Below are 17,867 nucleotides of genomic sequence, written 5' to 3' on the forward strand. Positions count from 1 at the left end.
CGACCCTGAGGGGGACCAGCGTCCGCGGACGCTGGTCCCCCTCGTCGTGCGCTCCCCGGGGTCCGCGGCACCAATTGTGAGCAGCGTCAAGTCACGTTTGGGTCTCATCGGGCCCTCTCGACGGCCGTGACCCGGTTAGATGGTCCCGGCCCGAGCAGCGTTCAGCCATGCCGGCGGGCTCGCCGCCATCGGCAGACCCCGTCCGTGAGCTGCAACCCGGTCGTTGCCGGCGCCAGTGGCTGCGTGCGACTGGCGCCCCGGCGGTCGCACACACGTGCGCACCTGGTGTGCGCCCAACGGAAGTGATCGTCTGATGATCCGGTTCGACTCCGTGACCAAGACCTTCCCCGACGGCACCACCGCCGTCGGTGGCCTCAGCCTGACGGCTCCCTCCGGACAGATCACCGTCCTGGTGGGCCCGTCCGGCTGTGGCAAGACCACCTCGCTGCGGATGGTCAACCGGATGGTGGAGCGCACCAGCGGCACCATCTGGCTGGACGAGCGCGACACCGCCGACATCGCCCCCACCGAGCTGCGCCGCGGGATGGGCTACGTCATCCAGGAGGCCGGGCTGTTCCCACACCGCACGGTGCTGGACAACATCGCCTCGGTGCCCATGCTGCTGGGGGTGCGCCGGCGCCAGGCCCGCCTGGACGCGGCGGAGCTGTTGGAGCGGGTGGGCCTGGACGCCGGGTTCGGCGGCCGCTACCCCGCCCAGCTCTCCGGCGGCCAGCGCCAGCGGGTGGGCGTGGCCCGGGCCCTGGCGGCCGATCCCCCGGTGATGCTGATGGACGAGCCGTTCAGCGCCGTGGACCCGGTGGTGCGCGAGCAGCTGCAGCAGGAGTTCCTGCGGCTGCAGGGTGAGCTGGGCAAGACCATCATCTTCGTCACCCACGACATCGACGAGGCGATCAAGCTGGGCGACCAGGTGGCGGTGCTGCGGGTGGGGGGCGCGCTGGCCCAGCTGGCCTCCCCCGCTGAGCTGCTGGCCCGCCCGGCCGACCCGTTCGTGGCCGGCTTCCTGGGCCGCGACCGCGGCTACCGGGCGCTGGGCTTCGCCGCTGCCGGCGAGCTGGCCCTCACCGAGGAAGCCGTGGTGGCCCTGGGCGCGCCCACGGCGGCGGCCCGCGACAGTGCCCGCGACGGCTGGGTGCTGGTGACCGACGAGCAGGGACGCCCGCAGGGCTGGCTGGACGTGCGCACCACCCACACCACCACCGTCACCGCCGACCTGCTCAACCTCGGCGGCACGCTGGCCACCCAGTCGGCCACGCTGCGCGAGACCCTGGACGCGGCGCTGTCCTCCCCCAGCGGGCGCGGTGTGGTGGTCGACGGCGACAGCCGCCTGCTCGGCACGGTGACCACCTCCGAGGTGGTGGCGCGCATCGAGGAGCAGACCCGGAGCCGTGCCGCTGCCGACCGGCAGGGCCGTGCCGACCAGGCGATGACCGCCCCGTGACCACCCACGAGGTGAGCGCCGCGGGCCCCGGGTCCTCGCCGCTGCAGTTCTGGAGCTACTTCACCGACCACCGCCCGGAGGTGCTGGGCTGGCTGGCCGACCACGCGTGGCTGTCGGTGCTGCCGGTGGTGGTGGGCCTGCTCGTGGCGCTGCCGCTGGGTTGGCTCGCCCAGCGCTACCGCTGGCTGTACACGCCGCTGCTGACCACGACGGGGCTGTTCTACACCATCCCCTCCATCGCGCTGTTCGTGCTGGTGCCGCCGCTGCTGGGCCTGCAGAGCCTGGACCCGCTGCAGGTGCCCATCGCGCTGTCGGTGTACTCCACCGCCCTGCTGGTGCGGGTGGTCGCCGACGGGCTGCGCTCGGTGCCCGAGGAGGTCAACCTCGCCGCCACCGCCATCGGCTACGGCCGCGCCCGGCGGCTGGCCACCGTGGAGCTGCCCATCGCCGCACCGGTGATCATCGCCGGCCTGCGGGTGGTCACGGTGTCCAACGTCAGCATGGTCGCCATCGCGGGCACCATCGGCATGGCCAACCTGGGCCAGCTGTTCGTGGTCGGCTTCCAGCTGTCCACCCCGGACCCCTACTACCCGCCCATCGTGCTGGGCATCGGGCTGTGCGTGCTGCTCGCCCTGGCCCTCGACGCGGCGCTGGTGCTGCTCACCCGCGTGCTCACCCCGTGGCGGAGGGCGGTCGCATGATCGGCGACGTGCTCACCTGGCTCAACGACCCGTCGCACTGGCGCGGCACCTACGCGATGACGGGCATCACCGACCAGCTGGTCGCGCACGTGCGCTTCTCCGTGATCGCCGTGGTGATCGCGCTGGTCGTGGCGCTGCCCCTGGGGCTGGCCATCGGCCACACCGGACGGGCCACCTGGCTGGTCACCGCGGCCAACGCCCTGCGGGCCCTGCCCAGCGTGGGGGTGCTGGTGCTGCTGACCATCGTCATCTCGCCGCACTTCCAGGGCCGCACCGACACCGGCTTCGTCATCCCCACCGAGATCGTGCTGGTGCTGCTGGCGGTGCCTCCGATCCTGTCCAACACCTGCGCGGGCGTGCAGAGCGTCAGCCCCGCCGCCCGTGACGCCGCCGTGGGCATGGGCATGACGCCCTGGCAGGTGCTGCGGCAGGTGGAGCTGCCGTGCAGCCTGCCGCTGATCTACTCCGGGCTGCGCGCAGCCACCCTGCAGGTGATCGCCACGGCGACCATCGCCTCCTACGTCACCCTGGGCGGGCTGGGCCGGTTCATCTACGACGGCCTGGCCCAGCAGGACTTCCCGCAGATGATCAGCGGCGGCGTGCTGGTGGCCGCGCTGGCCCTGCTGGCCGAGCTGCTCCTCACCCTGGTGCAGCGCTGCACCGTCTCCCGCGGCATCTCCGGCCGGTTCCGCCGCACCCCCACCACCCGCACGTCCGTCCTCACCACAGGAGAGCAATGAAACGCACCATCCTCGCCACGACCGCTGCCGTCGCCCTGGTCTCGCTGGTCACCGCCTGCGGCGCCGACAGCTCCACCGACGATCCCGCCGCCGCCCCTGGCGCGTCGGACACCATCGCCAGCACCATGATCCTGGGCGGGCCGGCGGAGTTCCAGACTCGCAGCGACGGCGTGCCCGGGCTGGCCGAGACCTACGGCGTCTCCTTCGCCAAGTACCAGGTGACCGACACCGGCGGCCCGGTGACGATCAACCAGCTCAAGAACGGCCAGATCGACGCCGCCGACCTGTTCTCCACCGACCCCTCCATCGCGGCCAACGACTTCGTGGTGCTCGCCGACCCCAAGAACAACTTCGCCGCGGAGAACGTCGTCCCGGTGATCAACAAGAACAAGGTCACCCCCGGCGTCTCCAGCACCCTCAACGCCATCTCCGCCAAGCTGGACACCGAGGGGCTCAGCGCCGCGCTGGCCAAGGTGGTCACCGACAAGGCGAACCCGGCGGACGTGGCCAAGGAGTGGCTGCGCAGCAACGGTCTGGACAGCACCGGCACCGCCGCCCAGGGCACCAGCCTCACGGTGGGCTCGGCCAACTTCCCGGAGAACGTGCTGCTGGCCACCATCTACACCCAGGCGCTGCAGGCGCAGGGCGCCGACATCAGCACCAGCTTCAGCATCGGCAGCCGGGAGAAGTACTTCCCCGGCCTGCAGGACGGCTCCATCGACCTGATCCCGGAGTACACCGGCTCCGCGCTGTCCTACCTGGACAAGGACGCCACCGCCACCAGCCCGGACGAGGTGTACGCCGCGCTGCAGAAGGCGCTGCCGGCCAGCCTGCAGGTGCTGGAGAAGTCCGCCGCCCAGGACGCCGACTGCATCGTGGTCACCAGGGCCACCGCGGAGAAGCACAACCTCAAGACCATCGCCGACCTGGCCAACAAGAAGTAGCACCACGCCGAACCCGAGCCGGGGGCTGCGCGAGATCGTCGCGCAGCCCCCGGCTCGAGTGGTCTCCAGGCCCTCGCCCGGGTGCTGGTCACCCAGTCACAGGACTGGGCGCCGGCACCCTAGCGCGGCGCTCGGGTGGGCTGAGGCTGGGTGTCACACGCCCTTCCGTCCCGGTCGATGTCCAGGTCGGCACGGTAGGACGGATCCTTGCCCCGGATGAGGGGCGCCACGCCTTCGGCATAGACGTCGGCGCAGGTCCGGAACGTCGGCTTGGCCGGCACCGTGACGAACACCGTCGACGGGCTCGGCGTGGGCTGAGCGCTCGGGGCCGGCGCCGAGGTGCTGCTGGCCAGGGGAGCCGGAGCGGGGCTGTCCGGCTCCTGCGCCGCGAGCAGGCCCACCACCACCAGCCCAGCAACGACGGTGGCCCCCAGAGCCAGCCAGCGCTTGCGGGGCGTCCGCGGCGTCCACCTCGTGCGTGGTCGGGCGGCGTGCTTGGCAGTCATGGTCAGCCCCTCCGTGCAGCGGTAGCGCCGGTCTCCCGCACATCCTCCCTGCCCTTTTTGCGCTCAGCAATCGCTTTGCCCATTACCGCGAGTCCATTGTGACTATTGGTAATTAGCAGTCACCTGTGTGTATTTCCAGGCGCCGATCGAGCCACTGCGACCACCCTGCGCAATGGTCAGTGAGCACCCCTCGCCATGGAAAAAGCAGCGTGAGCGACAACCATTCACCGGTGCCGGTGCCGGTGGACTCGGGACGGGTGGTCTAGGACACCGGTGCCGGGGCGACACCCTCGGCGATCGCCGCAGCGGCCACCGCGGCGGCCACGGCCGGCGCCACCCGGGGGTCGAGCGCGCTGGGCACGATGTGCTGGGCGTCCAGGTCGTCCCCGAGCACGTCGGTGATGGCCTGGGCGGCCGCGAGCTTCATCCCCTCGGTGATGCGCCGCGCACCGGAGTCCAGCGCCCCACGGAACACGCCGGGGAAGGCCAGCACGTTGTTGATCTGGTTGGGGAAGTCGCTGCGCCCGGTGGCGACCACCGCGGCGTGGCGGGCGGCCACGTCGGGGTGGATCTCCGGGGTGGGGTTGGACAGCGCGAACACGATCGCACCGGGGGCCATGGTGGCCACCAGCTCCTCGGCGACGGTGGCCGAGGACAGCCCCAGGAACACGTCGGCGCCGTGCAGCGCCTCGGCCAGGCCGCCAGTGCGCCCGGACGGGTTGCTGCGGACGGCCAGCCCGGCCTTGACCTCGTTCAGGTCGGTGCGACCGGGGTGCACGATGCCGCGCGAGTCGATGACCGTGACGTCGTCGATGCCCGCGGCCAGCAGGATCTCCGCGCAGGCGACGCCGGCGGCGCCGGCACCGGAGATGACCACCCGCAGGCTGGTCAGCTCCCGGTTGGTGGCGCGGGCGGCGCCGCGCAGGGCAGCCAGCACCACGATGGCGGTGCCGTGCTGGTCGTCGTGCATGACCGGGCAGTCCAGCGCCTCGACGAGGCGGCGCTCCAGCTCGAAGCAGCGCGGGGCGGAGACGTCCTCGAGGTTGACCGCGCCGAAGCTGGGGCGCAGCCGCACCAGCGTCTCCACGATCTCGTCGACGTCGGTGGTGTCGAGCACCAGCGGGATGGAGTTGAGGCCGGCGAAGCTCCTGAACAGTGCCGACTTGCCTTCCATCACCGGCAGCGACGCGCGGGGGCCGATGTCGCCCAGGCCGAGCACCGCGGTGCCGTCGCTGACCACCACGACCAGCCGCGAGGCCCAGGTGTAGCGGTTGACCAGCTCAGGGTCGGTGGCGATGGCGCTGGACACCTTGGCCACGCCCGGGGTGTAGGCGATGGACAGCGAGCGGGCCGAGTCCAGCGGGGCGGTGGTCTGCACCGAGAGCTTGCCGCCCTCGTGCGCCAGGAAGATCTCCTCGTCCGTCACTACCTGCGTTCCCTGCTGGTCGGCGACGGGTGGGACAGAGGTGGTGGACACGGCGGGGCCTCCAGCAAGAGATGGCTGACAAGTGCACCTGCAGCTCAGTGGTGCCCCGTGCACCGGGTAGCGGCACGGGCAGCACGAGCAAGTGGCGATCGGCCAGTCGCGCAGGCGGCGCGGGTGCCGGGGACGGTCAGCCCACGATTGCGCCATTGTGGCACCGACGCCACGGACGCCGCCAAGGGGCGGCGCGCACTGTGCAGTGCCTCACCCGGCGCGCGGCTGGGCGGTGCTGCAGCACCCGGCCGCTAGATTGAGCGCGTGAAGTCACGCGAGCTGCCCGTTGCGGGCGCATGGGAGTTCGAGCCCCCGGTGTTTCCCGACGACCGCGGGCACTTCGTGGCCCCGTTCCAGGCGGAGGCCTTCGTGGAGGCCGTCGGGCACAGCCTCGCCGTCGCCCAGACCAACCACAGCGTGTCCCGCCGTGGGGTGGTGCGCGGTGTGCACTTCGCCGACGTGCCCCCGGGCCAGGCCAAGTACGTGTACTGCGCCAACGGCAGCCTGCTGGACGTGATCGTGGACGTGCGCACCGACTCCCCCACCTTCGGCCAGCACACCGCGGTGCTGCTGGAGGCCCGGCGCGGCAACGCGGTGTACCTCAGCGAGGGGCTGGGCCACGCCTTCGTCGCCCTCGACGACGACACCGCGATGGTCTACCTGTGCTCCACCGGCTACAACCCCACCGGCGAGCGCGGCGTGAACCCGCTCGACCCCGCGCTGGCCCTGCCGTGGCCGGCCGAGCTTGACCTGGTGCTCTCCGACAAGGACCGCGACGCCCCGACGCTGGAGCAGGCGTGCGCCGCCGGCGAGCTCCCCACGATGGCGGCGTGCACACAGCGGCGCAGCGACCTGCTCGACCGGGCCTAGCCCCGCGGCTGCCCCGGCCGCAGCCGCTGCGGGCGGGGCCACAGCCGCATCGGCACCGTCCCCACCACCCGCGCGGGGCCGAGGGCGCGGGAGTCGGTGGATCCGTAGGAGTTGTCGCCGAGGACGTGCCAGGTGCCGTCCGGCAGCCGGGTGCGGGCCCGCTTGACCGACAGCTGCTCCGGACGGGCGTCCCAGCGCACCAGCACCACCATCCCTGGGCGGGCCCGGGCGCCGAGGCGGGCCAGCACCACGTCGCCGTCGGCGAGCGTCGGTGACATGGAGGGCCCGCGCACCAGCACCCGACGCGGAAGCCAACCCGGTAGTGCCGTCACTGAGCGGCTTCCTTTCTGCTGCTTGTTGATCGCGCGAGTAAGGTTTGTCCGGTCGAAGCATCACAAACTCTAGGAGGACACATGGGTTTCCTGTCCCGTCTCGTCCGCCCCGCACTGGAGGCCACCGCACACTGCGACCTCCCGTGTGGTGTGTACGACCCCGCGCAGGCTCGCATCGAGGCCGAGTCGGTCAAGGCGATCCAGGAGAAGTACCAGGGCAACGACGACCCGTCGTTCCGTGAGCGCGCGCTGCTCATCAAGGAGCAGCGGGCCGACCTGGTCAAGCACCACCTCTGGGTGCTCTGGACGGACTACTTCAAGCCGCCGCACTTCGAGAAGTACCCGGAGCTGCACGAGCTGTTCAACAAGGCCACCAAGAAGGCGGGCGGCGGCGCGGGCGGCGTCAAGGCGTCGAACGACCCCACCACCGGCCAGGAGCTGCTCGACCAGATCGCGGAGATCGACCGCATCTTCTGGGAGACCAAGCAGGCTGCTTGATCCTGGGCGGGTCAATCCCGCCCGGTGAGCACACGGCCCCGACCCGCGCACCCGCGCGGATCGGGGCCGTCGTGCGTCCGCGGACCAGCAGGTCGGCAGCCCCCCGGCGGGCCGGGTCGCTAGGACCGGCTCAGCACCACCTTGAGCGCTCCCGTCTCCTCCGGCCGGGAGAACACGTCGTAGGCCGCCATGAACTCCGACATCGGGAAGCGGTGGGTCACCATCTCGGTCACCCCGAGCCGGCCGTTCTCGAGCAGCCGCAGCAGGGTGGGGGTGGAATAGGCGTCCACCAGGCCCGTGGTGATGGTGACGTCCTTGATCCACAGGTCCTGCAGGGCCAGGGACACCGGTGAGCCGTGCACCCCGACGTTGGCCACGTGCCCGCCGGCGCGCACCAGCTGGGTGGCCAGCTCGAACGTCGCCGGCACGCCCACCGCCTCCACGGCGACGTGCGCGCCGAGCCCGTCGGTGAGCTCCAGCACCCGCGCGAGCGCGTCCTCGGTGCCGTTGTTGATCACCTCGTCGGCGCCGAAGCGCCGGGCGGCCTCCAGCCGGGTGTCAGCCAGGTCGAGAGCGATGATGCGCGCGGGGCTGAGCAGCCGCGCCCCGAGGATGGTGGCCAGCCCGATGGGTCCGGCGCCCACCACCACCACGGTGTCGCCGGGGTTGACCTGCCCGTTGAGCACGCCGACCTCGTAGCCGGTGGGGATGATGTCGGCCAGCATCAGCAGCTGTTCGTCGGTGACGCTGGGCGGCGCCGAGTAGGTGGAGGTGTCCACGAAGGGCACCCGCAGCAGCTCCGCCTGGGTGCCGTCGATCTTGTGGCCCAGGATCCAGCCGCCGCCCCCGAGGCACTGCCCGTAGCGGCTCTGCCGGCAGTACGGGCACACCCCACAGGCGGTGATGCAGGAGACCAGCACCCGCTCGCCGACCTTGGTGTTGCGCACCCCGGGGCCGACCTCCACCACCGTGCCGACGGCCTCGTGCCCGAGGATGCGCCCGTCCACCACCGCCGGGACGTCACCGCCGAGGATGTGCAGGTCGGTGCCGCAAATCGTGACCGTGTCCACCTGGACGATCGCGTCCCCGTCGGCTCTGATGGAGGGTGCCTCCACCTCCTCCCACGCCTTCTTGCCTGGACCGTGGTAGACGACTGCGTACATCCCGACCTCCTCTGCCCCGCCCCCGTCACCTCGAGGGTAGGTCGGCTCGGCGAGGGCCCGCGGCGCTGGCGAGCGGCCGTGCGCGGTCCCGGTCCGCGAGCACCGACCGGGCACGGCAGCATGGGGGCCATGAGCCCGCCGGCACCCCCCTCTGCCCCAGCCGCTGCCAGCGAGCCGCAGGAGGGCGGCCCTGGACAGGTCTTCCTGCTCCGGCACGGACAGACCGAGTGGTCGGAGTCGGGCCAGCACACCGGGCGCACCGACGTGCCGCTCACGGACGCCGGCCGCGAGCAGGCGTCGCGCCTGGTGGGGCTGCTGGCCGCCCAGCACCTCACCGACCCGTTCGTGATGTCCAGCCCGCGTCGACGCGCCCTGGACACCGCACGGCTGGCCGGGCTCACCGTGGCGGAGACGACCCACCTGCTGGCCGAGTGGGACTACGGCGACTACGAGGGCCGCACGTCCGAGGAGATCCAGCAGGAGGTGCCGGGCTGGACGCTGTGGACCCACGACACCCCCGCCGGCGAGCGTCCCGGTGCCGTGCAGGAGCGCGCCGACGCGGTGCTGGCGCGGGCCCGGGAGCTCATCACGCACCGGGACGTGGTGCTGGTGGGCCACGGGCACTTCTCCCGCGTGCTCATGGCCCGCTGGATCGGGCTGCCGGTGACCGCCGGCGTGCACTTCGCGCTGTCACCCGGCGGGCTGGCCATCCTCGGCCACGACCACGGCTATCCCCGGCTGGCGGCGATGAACGTGACCCCGCCCTGAGCGTCGGGGGGCGGGCGGGACGTTGCTCAGTCGTCCTCGTGAGCCAGCCCGAACTGCTCGGCCGACCACGCCTGGGAGGGTGCGCACAGCAGCAGCGCGAGGGTGCCCAGCACCACCGCGCCGAGGACCAGGCCGAGCGCCACCTGGTGGGAGTCGGTGAGCAGCGACCAGGCCACCGGCAGCAGCAGCACCTCCATGACGATGCCGGGCCCGCGCCCGCCGCGCCTGGACTGCACCAGCGTCACCCCGATGACCAGCACCCCGGCGCCGAGGACGGCGAACATCACCGCGGTGCCGTAGCCGAGGGTGGTGGACTGGAAGTGGCCCAGCACGGTGCGCACGGCCAGCACCACCGCGAGGACCAGCGCGACGGCCGCCTGCACACCGAGCGCCACGCCGCCGGCCCGGATGGTCCACGGGGCGGTCAGCGGGCCGGTGCTCGGCTCAGGCGCGGGCGCCCCACGGCGGGGCGCCCTTCGGGCTCCACGAGCGCTGCGGGACTCCCACGAGGTGTTCGAGCTGCCATCGGCCACCCCTCCAGGTTAGGGCACCCGTATTCTTCACCGCTGTGCGCGCACTCCTGGTTGTGAACCCCAACGCAACAACCGCGAGCGCAGCCGCCCGCACCGTGCTGACCAGTGCGTTGTCCAGCCGGCTGGACCTGACGGTGGCGCACACCGACCGGCGCGGGCACGCCACCGAGCTCGCCGAGGCCGCCCGCCGGGACGGCATGGACCTGGTGGTGGTGCTCGGCGGCGACGGCACCCTCAACGAGGTGGTCAACGGCCTCCTCGGCCCGCCCGCCGAGCACGACGACGCCCGCGGCACCCACCGGCCCGCCCTGGCGGTGGTGCCCGGTGGTTCGGCCAACGTCTTCGCCAAGGCGCTGGGCATCTCCACCGACCCCATCGAGGCCACCGAGCAGCTCCTCGAGGCCATCACCGCAGGACACCGGCGCTCGCTTGGCCTGGGCCACACCGAGGACCGCTGGTTCCTGCTCAACGCCGGGCTGGGCTGGGACGCGGAGGTGGTGCACACCGTGGAGGGCCACCGCGGCAACGGCAAGCCCGCCACCCCCCTGCGCTACGTGTGGTCGGCTGTGCGCCACTACTTCAGCGCCAAGCACCGCCCGCCCGCGCTGTCCGCGCAGATCGGTGACGCGGCCCCGGTGAACGGCTTGCACGTGGTGATCGTCACAAATTCCGATCCGTGGACGTACTGGGGAAACCATCCAGTTCGGACCAATCCCGGAACGACCTTCGCGAGCGGTCTGGGGGTGTTCGCCCTGCAGAGCCTGCGGTGGCTGACCCTCGCCCGAGTGGTGCCCCAGATGCTCACCCGCCGAGGCAGTCCGCGGGCGCGTCGGCTGCTCCGCGAGGACGACGTGCCCACCGTGCGGGTGTGGTGCGAGGAGCCCACCGCGCTCCAGCTGGACGGCGACTACCTGGGCCTTCACGACAAGGTCTTCTTCAGCACAGTCGCGGACGCAGTGCAAGTGCTGGTACAACCGAACAGGTAGAACCGCTATGGCGAAACGTGCGTGTTCACTGTTGGTCACATGATCGTGACATGCAGCACGACCGGATCCGAAACTCTTGACATCGGACTGGTTCGTGAAAGCATTCACAAGCAACAGCCCAGATTCCCTTGGGCGTTCGAACACCCACGCCGCCCAAACGAAACGGCGCACACACGCGCGCCCAGCAAGGAGCTAGAGATGGATTGGCGCCACAAGGCGATCTGTCGTGACGAGGACCCAGAGCTGTTCTTTCCGGTTGGAAACAGTGGCCCTGCCCTTGCCCAGATCGCTGACGCGAAGGTGGTCTGCCGCCGCTGTCCAGTGATGTCCGACTGCCTGGCCTGGGCCCTGGAGTCCGGCCAGGACGCCGGCGTCTGGGGTGGCATGAGCGAGGACGAGCGCCGCGCGCTCAAGCGCCGCAACGCCCGCACCCGCGCGCGCACCGGAGCCTGACCGCTCCCCACCCAGCACGGCGACGCTGGTCCCCCGCGGACCTGGCCACCGCGCTTCGACGAGACCGGCTCGCACCCACAGGGTGCGGGCCGGTTTCGTCGTGCAGGAGCCCCACCTACCGCCCGCGGTGGGTCACCGGGACGCGCAGCTGCGCCACCGTGCCGCCGTCGTCACCGGGACGCAGCTGCAGCGACCCGCCCAGCTCGGCGTCCACCAGGGTGCGCACGATCTCCAGCCCCAGCCCCCCACCGCTGCCCAGGGTGAACCCGGGGGGCAGCCCCACGCCGTCGTCGCACACCTGCACCTGCAGCCAGCCGGCTGAGCGCTCCGCCCGCACCACCACCCGTCCGGCCGCACCCGGTGCGAACGCGTGCTCCATGGCGTTCTGCACCAGCTCGGCGAGCACCATCACCAGCGGAGTGGCCAGCTCGGCGGCCAGCACCCCCAGGCTGCCCTCCCGGCGCAGGCTGACGGCGTTGTTGAGCGAGGCGACGTCGGCCATCATCGGCACCAGCCGGTCGATGACGTCGTCCAGGTCGACCCGCTCGTCCACCGACATCGACAGCGTGTCGTGCACCAGCGCGATGGAGGCGACCCGGCGCACGGACTCGGTGAGCGCGGTGCGCACCTCGGCGTTGTCCGAGCGCCGCGCCTGCAGCCGCAGCAGCGCAGCCACCGTCTGCAGGTTGTTCTTCACCCGGTGGTGGATCTCCCGGATGGTGGCGTCCTTGCTGAGCAGGGCACGGTCCCGGCTGCGCACCTCGGTGACGTCGCGCACCAGCACCAGCGCTCCCCGGGGCACCCCGTGCGGGCGCAGCGGCAGCGCGCGCAGCAGCACGGTGGCACCGCGGGCGTCCGCCTCGATCCGCAGCGACGCATCACCGGCCAGCGCGGAGCGGATGCGCTGCACCACCTCCTCGGCGTCGAAGGGGTCGGTGATCAGCGTCCGGGTGACCTGGGCCAGGTCGGTGCCGACCAGCTCGGTGGGCAGGCCCATCCGGTGGTAGGCCGACAGCGCGTTGGGGCTGGCGTAGAGCACCAGGCCGGTGGGCTCCAGCCGGATGACCCCGTCGCCCGCGCGCGGGCTGGTGTGGATGTCGGCCGCGGTGCCGGGCGCGGGGAACGTCCCGTCCGCGATCATCTGGCACAGCTCCGCGGCGCCCTGCAGGTAGGCGGTCTCCAGCGGGCTGGGACGGCGGACGGTCGCCCGGTTGGTGTCCCGGCTGAGCACCGCGACCACCTGGCCGCCGAAGGTCACCGGCACCGCGACCCGCCGCAGCGAGATGCCCTCGTGCTCGTGCGGCTGGTCCTCGGCGAGCACCCGGCGCTCGGCCATCGCCGCACGCAGCTGCTCGCGCTCGGGTGGCCGCAGCACGGTGCCCACGGCGTCCACCGGGTAGGAGGTGTGCGCGGTGGTCGGGCGCACCTGGGCCACGCAGAGCAGCCCCTCGGGCACCGGCACCCACAGGCGGTAGTCGGCGAAGGACAGGTCAGCCAGCAGCTGCCACTCCCCGACCAGCTCCTGCAGGTGGTCTGCGGCCGCACCCGTCAGGCCGGTGTGCTCACCGAGGAGCTCGCTCAGGGTGGACATGGTCCGTCGTCAGCAGGTCAGTGGGGTGGTGGGGTGATGGGCGCTTGCTCAGCCGAGGACGGCGAGCAGGTGCCCGGGCTGGACGTCGTCGCCCTCGGACACCTCCACGGAGGTCACCGTGCCGGCCTCTTCCGCCAGCACGGGGATCTCCATCTTCATCGACTCCAGGATCACCACGGTGTCCCCGGCGGCGAGCACGTCACCGACGGACACCGAGACCCGCCAGACCTTCGCAGGCAGCTCTGCGAGCACCTTCTCCGCCATCGGAAACCTCCTTGTAGACCTGCCCGATCAAACCACACGGCCCTGGGGCGACGGGCTGCGCCACAGCCGTGGGAGAATGAACCCACGAGCACTGGGCCCACCCAGCAGCCCCACCACTGAGGAGAAGTCATGGGAAAGCGTGGACGCAAGAAGCGTGACCGCAAGAAGAGTGCCGCCAACCACGGTAAGCGTCCCAACTCCTGAAGTTGCACGCACCGCGCACGCACGGCACAGGGCCCGTACCTCCACGGAGGTACGGGCCCTGTGCTGTGTCAGCAGAGCTTGCGGCTGAGCCCTACTCGGCGCGCTCGGCGGAGCGCGGACGGCCGTCGTGCTCGTCGCTCACCACCGTCTCCTGGTAGGAGATCACCGTGGACTTCAGCGACACCACCAGGCGCTCGCGCAGCCCGGCCGGGGCGTGCTCCCCGCCGCACTTGCGGCTGAGCAGCTTCTTCACCTGCTCCTCGATGCCGAACTCGTGCAGGCACGGGCTGCAGTCGTCGAGGTGTCGCTGCACCCGCTGACGGCCCTGCTCGTCGCACTCGCCGTCGAGGTAGAGGTAGACGTCGGCGAGCACGGTGGCGCAGTCGGCCTCGCCGCTGCCCGAGCACTGCGGGACCTCGGGGCTCATCGCGCCACCTCCTCGGGCTGGGGCACGTTGCTGAAGCCGCGGTCGCGGGCCACGTCGGCCAGCAGCCCGCGCAGCAGCTTGCGCCCGCGGTGCAGCCGGGACATCACCGTGCCGATGGGCGTGCCCATGATCTCGGCGATCTCCTTGTAGGCGAAGCCCTCCACGTCGGCGTAGTAGACCGCCATGCGGAAGTCCTCGGGCAACGACTGCAGCGCATCCTTGATGTCGGAGTCGGGCAGCCGGTCGAGCGCCTCCACCTCGGCGGAGCGCAATCCCCGCGAGGTGTGCTCGGCAGCGTCAGCGAGCTGCCAGTCGGTGATCTCGTCGGTGGGGTACTGCTGCGGCTGGCGCTGCTTCTTGCGGTAGCCGTTGATGTAGGCGTTGGTCAGGATGCGGTACATCCACGCCTTCAGGTTGGTCCCGGCACGGAACGAGTCGAACGCCGAGTACGCCTTGAGGTAGGCGTCCTGGACCAGGTCCTCGGCGTCGGCCGGGTTGCGGGTCATCCGCAGCGCGGCCCCGTAGAGCTGGTCCAGCAGCGGCATGGCGTCGCGCTCGAACCGGGCGGTGCGCTCGTCAGGCGTCTCGGCCGCCTGGACCGCGGCGTCAGCGGCGTTCTGAGTGGTCGGTGGGGATGTGGGCAGTGCCACGACTCTCCTTCCCCCAGTGGGCTCGGGCCGTGAGAGCACGGCAGTAGGACCCTGGGTACCGGACCACGATACCGCGCCCCCGGCGGCGACGCGCTCACGCGCACCCTGGTGGCCGAACACCCAGGGCTGCAGCGGAAGCACCCCCGCTGCCCCGATCGCCGGGTGGCTCTCGTGCACCGCACACTGCGTGCCCATACCGCTCCTCTGCTGTTCGACGCCGGCGGCCGGCCTCCGCTCCTGGCGCGAGCCGGGCCACCCTGTCGCCTCCACAACACCGGGCACCGGGGCCCTGTTCCCTCACCCCAGCCGGCGGTAGTCGCGCTCGAGCGCGGAACGGTCCCACCCGGCACTGTCGGCGGCGGCCTCGTAGGTGGTGCGCAGGAACCGCTGGAGCAGCTGGTCGGGATGCTCAGCAGTGCGCACCGCCTCGTAGGGCAGCAGGAACTGCTGCAGCTGCGCGTCGTAGGTCGCCTCGGCCGGGACCAGCGCGCTCGCGGCGAAGCCCGGCGGCTCCGGGTAGGCATAGGAGTAGAACGCGCCCTCCTCACCGCCGCCGGGCCAGAACCCGGCGCTGCTCACCTCGTGGGAGTAGGCCTCGACCATCACCCAGTCGGCGCAGTGTGGGGCGCCCCCGGGATGTGTCGGCGCCGGGCGGCCGGAGAAGCGCGTGCAGGCCAGGTCGAGGGAGCCCCAGAACAGGTGCACCGGGCTGCACTTGCCGATGAACGACGAGCGGAACTGCTGCAGCGCCCGGTTGGCCTGCACCAGCTGCGCCCAGAACAGGTGCGCGGCCGCGGGGTCGTAGTGGCTGTGCTGGTCGTCCTCGGCGAAGGGGATCGCCGGGTCCACCTCGTTGGGCGAGGCCTGGATCTGCGTGCCCAGGCCCAGCTCGTCCAGCGCCTGCATGGTCTGGGCGTAGAAGTCCGCCACCGGCTTGGGCTCGAGCGCCACCGAGCGGACCTGCCCGTCGCTGCTGCGCACCAGCAGCTGGTGGTCGAAGAAGTCCAGCTCCATGTCGAACACCTTGTGTCCGTGGGGGACGGCCGAGGTGCTCACCCCCCGGGCGGTGACGTAGAGCGGCACCTGCCACCAGTGGTTGACCATCGGCGCGTCCACCAGGCGCACCTTGCCCAGGATCTGGGTCCACATGTGCAGGGTGTCTCGGGTGGGCGTCCAGTCCGCCACCCGCAGGCTGGGCCACGGCACGCTGGGCTCGGGCAAGAGGACCTCCAGGGGCCGGGCGCGTCGCCTCCAGCATCGGCCGCTGCTGCGGCGACGGCAAGCGGGCCGCTACGGCCGCAGCAGCGTGGTCAGCCAGGTGCTCGCCGCCGCGGTGACCGACGGCAGGTCGCTGCTCAGGCTGTGGTTGCCCGCCACGGTGACCACCTCGCGGTTGCCGGCCGGCTCGGGCAGCCCGAACGGGTCGCGCAGCCCCTGCACCACCAGCACCGGGACCGTCACCGCGTCCAGCTCGGGCAGCCGCGTCTTGTCCGGCTTGCCCGGTGGGTGCAGCGGGAACGCCAGGCAGAGCACCCCCAGCGCACCGGCGTCCCCGGCCGTGCGACACGCCACCCGCGCACCCGAGGAGCGCCCACCCACCACCAGCGGCAGGTCGCGCAGCGGTCCCTCCCGCAGCTGCGTGAGCACGCTGAGCCAGGCGGTGTCGAGCTGCTTGGCCGGCGCCGGTGCGCGTCGCCCGGCCACCCGGTAGGGCTGCTCCACCAGCACCACGAGCACGTCCAGCTCCACCGCGGTGGCGGTGACCGCCCGCAGGTCGGCCGCGCTCACTCCGCCCCCGGCGCCGTGCCCGAGCACCAGCGCGGCCCGGGGCGGGCCCGCCGGGTGGTGCAGGTGCGCCCGGGCCGGCCCGTGCGGCGTCTCCAGCTCGGTGACCACGCTGGGCGTCGGGTCGTCGTCGTGCCGTGCTGTGTCCACCGGGTTGCCTCCGCCGTCCTGTGTCCGCCCGTGCGGGTCCGCCTCCGCCGACCCGCGTGCGCGATAATGATCCGGTGACTGCCGAGACGTCGTGGAGCGCCCCCCTGGCCGAGGGACCGGTGCACGCGACCGTCCGCGTGCCCGGGTCCAAGTCGATCACCAACCGCGCCCTGGTGCTGGCCGCGCTGGCCGACGGCCCCTCCCGGTTGGTGAACGCCCTGCACAGCCGGGACACCGACCTGATGGCACAGGCGCTGCGGGAGCTGGGCGCGACGGTGCAGACCGACCCGGACACCCACACCGACGTGGTCACCCCCGGCGAGCTGCGCGGGCCCGCCAGCATCGACTGCGGGCTGGCGGGCACCGTGATGCGCTTCCTGCCGCCGGTGGCCGCCCTGGCCCGTGGCGACGTGCACTTCGACGGCGACCCGCAGGCGCGGGTCCGGCCGATGGGCACCGTGCTGGACGCGCTCCGCCGCCTGGGCGCCGACGTGGCGGGCCACGAGCTGCCCTTCACCGTGCACGGCACCGGCGCGCTGGTCGGTGGCTCCGTCACCATCGACGCCTCGGCGTCCTCGCAGTTCGTCTCCGGGCTGCTGCTCACCGGCGCGCGCTGCACCGAGGGCATCACGGTGCGCCACGCCGGCGCACCGGTGCCCTCCCAGCCGCACATCGAGATGACCGTGGCCATGCTGCGCGAGGCCGGGGTGACGGTGGACGACTCCGAGCCTGACGTGTGGCGGGTGGCTCCCGGTCCCATCGCCGCCCGCACCTGGGAGGTGGAGCCGGACCTGTCCAACGCCGCGCCGTTCCTGGCCGCCGCCGCGGTCACCGGTGGGCGGGTGCACGTGCCCGGCTGGCCCACCAGCACCACCCAGGCCGGCGACCGCTTCCGGGACGTGCTGGAGCAGATGGGGGCCACCGTCACCCACGCCGACGGCGGGCTCACGGTGCAGGGCCCGCAGCAGCTGCAAGGCATCGACATCGACCTGCACGACGTCGGCGAGCTCGCCCCCACCGTGGCGGCGCTGGCGGTGCTGGCACAGGGCCCGTCCTGCCTGCGGGGCATCGCGCACCTGCGCGGGCACGAGACCGACCGGCTGGAGGCGCTGAGCACCGAGCTGACCGCCCTGGGCGCCACGGTGGAGCAGACCACCGACGGGCTGCACATCACCGGCGGGGACCTGCGCGCCCCCGATCGGCCGTGGCACGCCTACGCCGACCACCGGATGGCCACCGCCGGCGCGGTGGTGGGCCTGGTGGTGGACGGCCTGCGGGTGGACGACGTGGCCAGCACCGACAAGACGCTGCCGGGCTTCGCCGGCCTGTGGCAGGACATGCTCGCGGGAGGTTCGTCCTGAGCAAG

The 17,867-nt window shown here is 72.3% G+C and carries 22 protein-coding genes; 11 read left to right on the top strand and 11 right to left on the bottom strand.

The window, feature by feature from the left end:
- Positions 1-313: 313 nt before the first annotated feature.
- From AC3YNX_RS00165 to AC3YNX_RS00180, 4 genes are read left to right on the top strand one after another with little or no spacing between them, the layout of a single operon-like run.
- The gene (locus AC3YNX_RS00165) at positions 314-1,459 is read left to right on the top strand and encodes an ABC transporter ATP-binding protein (RefSeq protein ID WP_489994256.1); all 1,146 of its coding nucleotides are present in this window, start codon (positions 314-316) and stop codon (positions 1,457-1,459) included.
- Positions 1,456-2,160 (top strand): ABC transporter permease, encoded by a 705-nt coding sequence (locus AC3YNX_RS00170; RefSeq protein WP_346773852.1) that lies wholly within the window; start codon positions 1,456-1,458, stop codon positions 2,158-2,160. Before AC3YNX_RS00165 ends, AC3YNX_RS00170 begins: the two co-directional genes overlap by 4 nt.
- A complete protein-coding gene (locus AC3YNX_RS00175) occupies positions 2,157-2,900 on the top strand; it encodes an ABC transporter permease (protein ID WP_127783795.1) in 744 nt (247 codons plus the stop codon). Before AC3YNX_RS00170 ends, AC3YNX_RS00175 begins: the two co-directional genes overlap by 4 nt.
- Complete coding sequence (locus AC3YNX_RS00180) at positions 2,897-3,844, top strand: glycine betaine ABC transporter substrate-binding protein (protein WP_489981766.1); 948 nt, start codon at positions 2,897-2,899, stop codon at positions 3,842-3,844. Before AC3YNX_RS00175 ends, AC3YNX_RS00180 begins: the two co-directional genes overlap by 4 nt.
- Before the next feature lie 119 nt (positions 3,845-3,963).
- Here the strand turns inward: AC3YNX_RS00180 and AC3YNX_RS00185 are convergent, their stop codons facing one another.
- Complete coding sequence (locus tag AC3YNX_RS00185; RefSeq protein WP_489994257.1) at positions 3,964-4,350, bottom strand: excalibur calcium-binding domain-containing protein; 387 nt, start codon at positions 4,348-4,350, stop codon at positions 3,964-3,966.
- A gap of 262 nt (positions 4,351-4,612) precedes the next feature.
- Positions 4,613-5,827, bottom strand: coding sequence for an NAD(P)-dependent malic enzyme (locus AC3YNX_RS00190; protein ID WP_241248945.1), 1,215 nt, complete (start codon positions 5,825-5,827; stop codon positions 4,613-4,615).
- Positions 5,828-6,091: 264 nt separating this feature from the next.
- Between AC3YNX_RS00190 and AC3YNX_RS00195 the strand changes: the two genes are divergently transcribed.
- Entirely contained in the window at positions 6,092-6,697 is a 606-nt protein-coding gene (locus AC3YNX_RS00195) for a dTDP-4-dehydrorhamnose 3,5-epimerase family protein (protein ID WP_489994258.1), read from the top strand.
- Here the strand turns inward: AC3YNX_RS00195 and AC3YNX_RS00200 are convergent.
- Positions 6,694-7,029 (bottom strand): S26 family signal peptidase, encoded by a 336-nt coding sequence (locus AC3YNX_RS00200; protein WP_489994259.1) that lies wholly within the window; start codon positions 7,027-7,029, stop codon positions 6,694-6,696. The two genes, AC3YNX_RS00195 and AC3YNX_RS00200, sit on opposite strands and share 4 nt — an antisense overlap.
- A gap of 81 nt (positions 7,030-7,110) precedes the next feature.
- On the opposite strand from AC3YNX_RS00200, the gene sodN reads away from it, so the two are divergent.
- Positions 7,111-7,527, top strand: coding sequence for a superoxide dismutase, Ni (gene sodN / locus AC3YNX_RS00205; RefSeq protein WP_127783801.1), 417 nt, complete (start codon positions 7,111-7,113; stop codon positions 7,525-7,527).
- A gap of 119 nt (positions 7,528-7,646) precedes the next feature.
- Here the strand turns inward: sodN and AC3YNX_RS00210 are convergent, their stop codons facing one another.
- A complete protein-coding gene (locus AC3YNX_RS00210) occupies positions 7,647-8,690 on the bottom strand; it encodes a zinc-dependent alcohol dehydrogenase family protein (RefSeq protein ID WP_489994260.1) in 1,044 nt (347 codons plus the stop codon).
- Positions 8,691-8,819: 129 nt separating this feature from the next.
- Between AC3YNX_RS00210 and AC3YNX_RS00215 the strand changes: the two genes are divergently transcribed.
- A complete protein-coding gene (locus tag AC3YNX_RS00215; RefSeq protein ID WP_489994261.1) occupies positions 8,820-9,458 on the top strand; it encodes an acid phosphatase in 639 nt (212 codons plus the stop codon).
- Between the two features lie 26 nt (positions 9,459-9,484).
- Here the strand turns inward: AC3YNX_RS00215 and AC3YNX_RS00220 are convergent, their stop codons facing one another.
- On the bottom strand, positions 9,485-9,991 hold the full coding sequence (locus AC3YNX_RS00220; RefSeq protein ID WP_489994262.1) for a hypothetical protein: 507 nt from the start codon (positions 9,989-9,991) through the stop codon (positions 9,485-9,487).
- Between the two features lie 35 nt (positions 9,992-10,026).
- Here AC3YNX_RS00220 and AC3YNX_RS00225 point away from each other — a divergent pair, with 35 nt between their 5' ends.
- Together AC3YNX_RS00225 and AC3YNX_RS00230 are read left to right on the top strand one after the other, a co-directional pair.
- Positions 10,027-10,977, top strand: coding sequence for a diacylglycerol/lipid kinase family protein (locus AC3YNX_RS00225; protein WP_489994263.1), 951 nt, complete (start codon positions 10,027-10,029; stop codon positions 10,975-10,977).
- 198 nt (positions 10,978-11,175) lie between these two features.
- Positions 11,176-11,430, top strand: a complete 255-nt coding sequence (locus AC3YNX_RS00230; RefSeq protein ID WP_127783804.1) for a WhiB family transcriptional regulator — start codon at positions 11,176-11,178, stop codon at positions 11,428-11,430.
- Positions 11,431-11,545: 115 nt separating this feature from the next.
- On the opposite strand, the gene AC3YNX_RS00235 is transcribed toward AC3YNX_RS00230, so the two are convergent.
- Positions 11,546-13,021, bottom strand: a complete 1,476-nt coding sequence (locus tag AC3YNX_RS00235; RefSeq protein WP_489981772.1) for a sensor histidine kinase — start codon at positions 13,019-13,021, stop codon at positions 11,546-11,548.
- 48 nt (positions 13,022-13,069) lie between these two features.
- On the bottom strand, positions 13,070-13,285 hold the full coding sequence (locus tag AC3YNX_RS00240; protein ID WP_127783807.1) for a biotin/lipoyl-binding carrier protein: 216 nt from the start codon (positions 13,283-13,285) through the stop codon (positions 13,070-13,072).
- A gap of 129 nt (positions 13,286-13,414) precedes the next feature.
- Here AC3YNX_RS00240 and AC3YNX_RS00245 point away from each other — a divergent pair, with 129 nt between their 5' ends.
- Positions 13,415-13,489: a 50S ribosomal protein bL37 gene (locus tag AC3YNX_RS00245; RefSeq protein WP_127784890.1), complete on the top strand. Its 75-nt coding sequence runs from the start codon at positions 13,415-13,417 to the stop codon at positions 13,487-13,489.
- Positions 13,490-13,580: 91 nt separating this feature from the next.
- On the opposite strand, the gene rsrA is transcribed toward AC3YNX_RS00245, so the two are convergent.
- From rsrA to AC3YNX_RS00265, 4 genes are all read right to left on the bottom strand, one after another.
- A complete protein-coding gene (gene rsrA / locus AC3YNX_RS00250) occupies positions 13,581-13,916 on the bottom strand; it encodes a mycothiol system anti-sigma-R factor (RefSeq protein ID WP_489994264.1) in 336 nt (111 codons plus the stop codon).
- Positions 13,913-14,560 (bottom strand): sigma-70 family RNA polymerase sigma factor, encoded by a 648-nt coding sequence (locus tag AC3YNX_RS00255; RefSeq protein ID WP_241249922.1) that lies wholly within the window; start codon positions 14,558-14,560, stop codon positions 13,913-13,915. Before AC3YNX_RS00255 ends, rsrA begins: the two co-directional genes overlap by 4 nt.
- A gap of 303 nt (positions 14,561-14,863) precedes the next feature.
- The gene (locus tag AC3YNX_RS00260) at positions 14,864-15,787 is read right to left on the bottom strand and encodes a DUF5996 family protein (protein ID WP_489994265.1); all 924 of its coding nucleotides are present in this window, start codon (positions 15,785-15,787) and stop codon (positions 14,864-14,866) included.
- 69 nt (positions 15,788-15,856) lie between these two features.
- Complete coding sequence (locus AC3YNX_RS00265; RefSeq protein ID WP_489994266.1) at positions 15,857-16,501, bottom strand: alpha/beta hydrolase family protein; 645 nt, start codon at positions 16,499-16,501, stop codon at positions 15,857-15,859.
- A 74-nt stretch (positions 16,502-16,575) separates the two neighbouring features.
- Here AC3YNX_RS00265 and aroA point away from each other — a divergent pair, with 74 nt between their 5' ends.
- The gene (gene aroA / locus AC3YNX_RS00270) at positions 16,576-17,862 is read left to right on the top strand and encodes a 3-phosphoshikimate 1-carboxyvinyltransferase (protein WP_489981776.1); all 1,287 of its coding nucleotides are present in this window, start codon (positions 16,576-16,578) and stop codon (positions 17,860-17,862) included.
- Positions 17,863-17,867 lie beyond the last annotated feature (5 nt).

Source organism: Rhodococcus sp. Z13_19A, from assembly GCF_058133575.1.

What these genes read in the sequence shown, in the direction of transcription:
- sodN (WP_127783801.1), top strand. Translation starts at nt 7,111, where the DNA reads ATGGGTTTCCTGTCCCGTCTCGTCCGCCCCGCACTGGAGGCCACCGCA.
- AC3YNX_RS00180 (WP_489981766.1), top strand. Translation starts at nt 2,897, where the DNA reads ATGAAACGCACCATCCTCGCCACGACCGCTGCCGTCGCCCTGGTCTCG.
- AC3YNX_RS00185 (WP_489994257.1), bottom strand. Translation starts at nt 4,350, where the DNA reads ATGACTGCCAAGCACGCCGCCCGACCACGCACGAGGTGGACGCCGCGG.
- AC3YNX_RS00210 (WP_489994260.1), bottom strand. Translation starts at nt 8,690, where the DNA reads ATGTACGCAGTCGTCTACCACGGTCCAGGCAAGAAGGCGTGGGAGGAG.
- AC3YNX_RS00215 (WP_489994261.1), top strand. Translation starts at nt 8,820, where the DNA reads ATGAGCCCGCCGGCACCCCCCTCTGCCCCAGCCGCTGCCAGCGAGCCG.
- AC3YNX_RS00165 (WP_489994256.1), top strand. Translation starts at nt 314, where the DNA reads ATGATCCGGTTCGACTCCGTGACCAAGACCTTCCCCGACGGCACCACC.
- AC3YNX_RS00235 (WP_489981772.1), bottom strand. Translation starts at nt 13,021, where the DNA reads ATGTCCACCCTGAGCGAGCTCCTCGGTGAGCACACCGGCCTGACGGGT.
- AC3YNX_RS00240 (WP_127783807.1), bottom strand. Translation starts at nt 13,285, where the DNA reads ATGGCGGAGAAGGTGCTCGCAGAGCTGCCTGCGAAGGTCTGGCGGGTC.
- AC3YNX_RS00230 (WP_127783804.1), top strand. Translation starts at nt 11,176, where the DNA reads ATGGATTGGCGCCACAAGGCGATCTGTCGTGACGAGGACCCAGAGCTG.
- rsrA (WP_489994264.1), bottom strand. Translation starts at nt 13,916, where the DNA reads ATGAGCCCCGAGGTCCCGCAGTGCTCGGGCAGCGGCGAGGCCGACTGC.
- AC3YNX_RS00175 (WP_127783795.1), top strand. Translation starts at nt 2,157, where the DNA reads ATGATCGGCGACGTGCTCACCTGGCTCAACGACCCGTCGCACTGGCGC.